Here is a 3,947-nt window from a genome sequence, read left to right on the forward strand (position 1 = left end):
GTGAGGGGCTGCCCTTGATCGGGGCAGCCCCTCACGGGAAGCTGTGCGGCCGGAGGGACTCGAACCCTCAAGGGATTTCTCCCACAGCATCCTAAGTGCTGCGCGTAGGCCAATTCCGCCACGGCCGCTAGCCGCCAGCCATGGTAGCGGGCGGGGACGGGTGCTGGGCAGGCTGACCTCCTCGGGAGGTCACCGCGGCCCGTCGGGGCTGGCCCCGCGGCTCCCTTTGCGGCACCAGGTGTCGGTGGTCGCATGGCAATTGGGGCAGAGGTAGCGCAGGTTCTCCGGGCGGTTGTCGCACCAGTCGCCGTTGACGTGGTCGATCTGCAAGGTGATCCGCTGCCCGCGCCACTCGCCGGTGTTGCCGCAGAAGGCGCACCGGGTGGGCACGCCGATGTCGGCCAGCGCCCGGTGCAACCGCTCCCGCCGCACGCGGGGCGAGCCGGCCGGCCGCACCGTGAGGACGTCGCAGGCCCGAGCGCCCCGGCCGGCACGGCGGGGCTGGGCCCGGGCACGTCTGGAGGCGCGGGTGAAGTGCGTGGTGTCCAGGCCCAGTTCCGCCACCCAACGCTGCACGCGGCGGGTGCTCGTGTCGTGCGGCGGCAGGCCGAGCGCCCTGACGACCGCGGCGTAACTCGTCGCCCGGGCCACCGCCGCGATGAGTTCCCGGTCCGGCCGGGAGCAGCGGGCGTGCCGGAAGTGGCTGACGTCGACGGCCTGGCGCGCCAGCAGTCTGCGCAGGGCGGACCGCGAACGCGCGTCCTCCGGTATGCCGAGCGCCTGCGCCACCTCGCGCAGGCTGCCCGCCGCCGCGGCGGTCCGTACGAGCTCGGCACGGTCGTACGACAGCTCGGGGGCGTGCCGGTGCAGGGCCGGGAAGTGGCCGGTGTCGAGGGATGCTGCGGCGATGCGTCTGCCGAGGTGCGAGAGGGTGCCGGGGGCCGGCGTCGTACCGAGGTGGTGCGCTACCTCGCGCAGGGTCGTGGACGCGGCGACGGCCCGGCACAGGTCCGCGTCCGAGTAGGTCTGCCGGGCCCGCCGGGCGGTCAGGTGGGCGGCGTCGATGCCGTGCTCCGCGACGAACCGTTGCAGGGACCGGCGGCGGCCACTGCTGGGCCGCACGCCGAGCTGCCGCAGCACCGCCGCCCATGACGTACAACGGGCCACGGCGCTGGCGACGTCCGCCACCCCCGGCGTGCTCCCGTCGGGCCCAGTGGCCCCCGCCCCACGCCAAACCCCCACCTCAGCCCCTCTCTCACCAGCCCCGCCCCACTCCAACCCGCCGATGCGTGATCACTCCCGGGAGGAGCGGGTGGGGACGGGAGCGGGGGGCAGCGTTCCGTTCGCTATCGAACTGATAAACGATTCCCGGCCGGCGACGTCACGGCCGGATCGCAAGGACTTGCCGACTGGCTGGAATTCGGCCGTGGGGCGGGGTGGTGGAGGTGAAGCCCGGATGGGGCGGGGCCCCGGGGTGAGGGTGGGGCGTTCGGGCGGGGTGGGGGATCGGGTTAGAGGCCCAGGTCCTTGATGATCTTTGCCACGTGGCCGGTCGCCTTGACGTTGTAGAGGGCGCGTTCGACCTTGCCCTGTTCGTCCACGATGATCGTGGAGCGGATGACGCCGGTCACGGTCTTGCCGTAGAGCTTCTTCTCGCCGTAGGCGCCGTACGACTCCAGGACGGTCTTCTCGGGGTCGCCGACGAGGGTGACCTTCAGCTCTTCCTTGTCGCGGAACTTGGCCAGCTTCTCCGGCTTGTCGGGCGAGATGCCGATCACGTCGTAGCCGTGGCCGGCCAGGAAGTCAAGGTTGTCGGTGAAGTCGCACGCCTGCTTGGTGCAGCCGGGGGTGAGGGCCGCCGGGTAGAAGTAGACGATGACCTTGCGGCCGGCGTGGTCGGCGAGGGACACCTGCTTCCCGTCCGCGTCGGGGAGGGTGAAGGGCGGCGCGGTGTCGCCGGGCTGAAGTCGCTCGCTCATGGCTCTCCTTAGAGGGGTGTTTCCGCTGCCCTGACAGTAGCCAGGTCCACGATGGGGGATTCCGTGGGGCATGAATCCGGCCGACCTGACAGACTGTCCACCACGACCATCGAGAATTGACGGAGGCAGCGAGGTGTCGGAAGCCAGGACCCCTGCGCAGATCGAGGCTGATATCGCCCGCAGGCGGCAAGCGCTCGCTGTGACGCTCGATGAGATCGGCATCCGGGTGCACCCGAAGACGATCATCGGTGACGCCAAGGCGAAGGTGGCCGGGGCGGTGGACCGTACGGCCGGGCAGGCGTACGTGGCCGCGAACCGGGCGGTGACCGATCTGCGCTCGCAGTTCGTGACCGAGGACGGGGCGCCGCGCATCGAGCGCATCGTGCCGGTGGCGCTCATCGCGGTGGCGGTGGTCGGGCTGCTGACGGCCTCGCGGCGCAGCAAGGATTGACCGGCGGCGGCCCGGCGCACGGCCGGGCCCACCGGGCGGCGTCGGGGCCCGTCCCGCGCCCGGGCCGTGTGGTGGCCGGACGCCGTGGCCGGTCGAGTGGCCAGCGGGCGGACCCGTCGGCGTGCGGGGGCGGCCGGGGCAGGTACCTTCATGGCGTGAGTGCCAAGACGTCCCACGACAAGTTGCCCATCCGGATGTTGCATGACCGGGTGCTGGTTCGTACCGACATTCCGGAGGGCGAGCGCCGTTCCAGCGGCGGCATCGTGATTCCGGCCACCGCCGCGGTCGGTCGGCGGCTCGCCTGGGCCGAGGTGGTCGCGGTCGGGCAGAACGTACGGACCGTGGAGCCGGGGGACCGGGTGTTGTACGACCCCGAGGACCGGGCCGAGGTGGAGGTGCGGGGCGTCGCGTACGTGCTGATGCGCGAGCGGGACCTGCATGCGGTGGCGGCGGAGCGCCTTGAGGGGTCGGAGGACTCCACGGGGCTCTACCTGTAGTCGTCGGCCGCAGCCCCGCAGCCCCGCAGCCCCGCAGCCCCGCAGCCCCGCAGCCCCGCAGGCCCCGTACGGCCCGGCTGGCGGGTGGTCTCCGTCACCACCCGGCGCGGCGCGGCTTGCTATGGTCGGAGGCATCCCGACGAGACGCGCCGTACCGGGTCAAGCAAAGACGACGCACCCCTGTTGAAGTTCGTGATTCACGGAGGTGCCGTCATGGCCTGGGTCCTGTTGATCGTCGCCGGTCTGTTGGAGGTCGGCTGGTCGATCGGGATGAAGTACACCGAGGGGTTCACGCGGCTGTGGCCGAGCGTGTTCACCGGTGCGGGGATCGTCGCGAGCATGATGCTGTTGGCGCAGGCCGCGAAGACGCTGCCGATCGGGACCGCGTACGGCGTGTGGGTCGGGATCGGCGCCGCCGGGGCCGCGGTGCTCGGCATGGTGGTGCTGAACGAGCCCGCCACCGCCGCCCGGATCTTCTTCGTGGTGCTGCTGCTGGTCGCGGTGGTGGGCCTGAAGGCCACGTCGGGCCACTGAGCGGCCCGCTGGACGAGCCGCACAACAAGCCACTGAACGAGCCGCTGATCGGGGGGGGGGGGGGGGGGGGGGCCCGGGCCCCCCGCGGTGGGGGGCGGGGCGGCCACAGCGGGTCTCTCTCTCGTGGTTCGCGTACGGTGCCGCACGCGAAATGCGGGGTCCGCACGCGGGGTGCAGCGGGTGGTACGGGGTGGTACGGGTCACGCGAACGGGGTGGTGCGGGGTCGTACGGGGCTTGCGGGTGCTGCGGGTCGTACGGGTCGTACAGGGCTTGCGGTCTTGCGTGGTCTGCGGTCTTGCGGGGACCGCGGCGGTTCGGCCGGATCTGGTCGGCCGGTACGGACCGGGCCCGGCCGGCATGGGCGCGGGGGTCCGCGGGGGCCGGGGGGGGCGGGGGGGGCGGGGGGGGGGGGGGGGGGGCCGGGGCCGCCGGGCGGGGGGGGGGGGGGGGGGGGGGGGGGGGGGGGGGGGGGGGGGGGGGGGGGG

At 73.1% G+C, this 3,947-nt stretch carries 6 protein-coding genes, 1 tRNA gene and 1 riboswitch; of the genes, 4 read left to right on the forward strand and 3 right to left on the reverse strand.

Going from position 1 to position 3,947, the window contains the following annotated elements; all coding sequences use genetic code 11:
* Positions 1 to 44: 44 nt before the first annotated feature.
* From AAHZ94_RS29955 to bcp, 3 genes are all read right to left on the reverse strand, one after another.
* A tRNA-Leu gene (locus AAHZ94_RS29955) sits at positions 45 to 128 on the reverse strand.
* 61 nt (positions 129 to 189) lie between these two features.
* Entirely contained in the window at positions 190 to 1,188 is a 999-nt protein-coding gene (locus AAHZ94_RS29960; protein WP_349996858.1) for an HNH endonuclease signature motif containing protein, read from the reverse strand.
* A gap of 323 nt (positions 1,189 to 1,511) precedes the next feature.
* Positions 1,512 to 1,979 carry a thioredoxin-dependent thiol peroxidase gene (gene bcp, locus AAHZ94_RS29965; protein ID WP_349996859.1) on the reverse strand — a complete coding sequence of 156 codons (468 nt, stop codon included), beginning with the start codon at positions 1,977 to 1,979 and terminating at the stop codon, positions 1,512 to 1,514.
* A gap of 133 nt (positions 1,980 to 2,112) precedes the next feature.
* On the opposite strand from bcp, the gene AAHZ94_RS29970 reads away from it, so the two are divergent.
* The 4 genes from AAHZ94_RS29970 to AAHZ94_RS29985 all read left to right on the forward strand — a co-directional run.
* The gene (locus AAHZ94_RS29970) at positions 2,113 to 2,430 is read left to right on the forward strand and encodes a DUF3618 domain-containing protein (protein WP_349996860.1); all 318 of its coding nucleotides are present in this window, start codon (positions 2,113 to 2,115) and stop codon (positions 2,428 to 2,430) included.
* A gap of 194 nt (positions 2,431 to 2,624) precedes the next feature.
* Positions 2,625 to 2,927: a GroES family chaperonin gene (locus AAHZ94_RS29975; protein ID WP_055473105.1), complete on the forward strand. Its 303-nt coding sequence runs from the start codon at positions 2,625 to 2,627 to the stop codon at positions 2,925 to 2,927.
* A gap of 113 nt (positions 2,928 to 3,040) precedes the next feature.
* Positions 3,041 to 3,106: riboswitch (guanidine-III (ykkC-III) riboswitch) on the forward strand.
* Between the two features lie 34 nt (positions 3,107 to 3,140).
* Positions 3,141 to 3,461 carry a DMT family transporter gene (locus AAHZ94_RS29980; protein WP_349996862.1) on the forward strand — a complete coding sequence of 107 codons (321 nt, stop codon included), beginning with the start codon at positions 3,141 to 3,143 and terminating at the stop codon, positions 3,459 to 3,461.
* Positions 3,462 to 3,757: 296 nt separating this feature from the next.
* The coding region (locus AAHZ94_RS29985) for a hypothetical protein (RefSeq protein ID WP_349996863.1) at positions 3,758 to 3,947 on the forward strand (190 nt) is incomplete at its 3' end.

Source organism: Streptomyces sp. HSW2009 (genome assembly GCF_040240285.1).
Taxonomy (GTDB): Bacteria; Actinomycetota; Actinomycetes; order Streptomycetales; family Streptomycetaceae; genus Streptomyces.

Bases quoted from the DNA above. Each gene is read 5' to 3' on its own strand.
- bcp (WP_349996859.1), bottom strand. From the start codon at position 1,979: ATGAGCGAGCGACTTCAGCCCGGCGACACCGCGCCGCCCTTCACCCTC.
- AAHZ94_RS29975 (WP_055473105.1), top strand. From the start codon at position 2,625: ATGTTGCATGACCGGGTGCTGGTTCGTACCGACATTCCGGAGGGCGAG.
- AAHZ94_RS29980 (WP_349996862.1), top strand. From the start codon at position 3,141: ATGGCCTGGGTCCTGTTGATCGTCGCCGGTCTGTTGGAGGTCGGCTGG.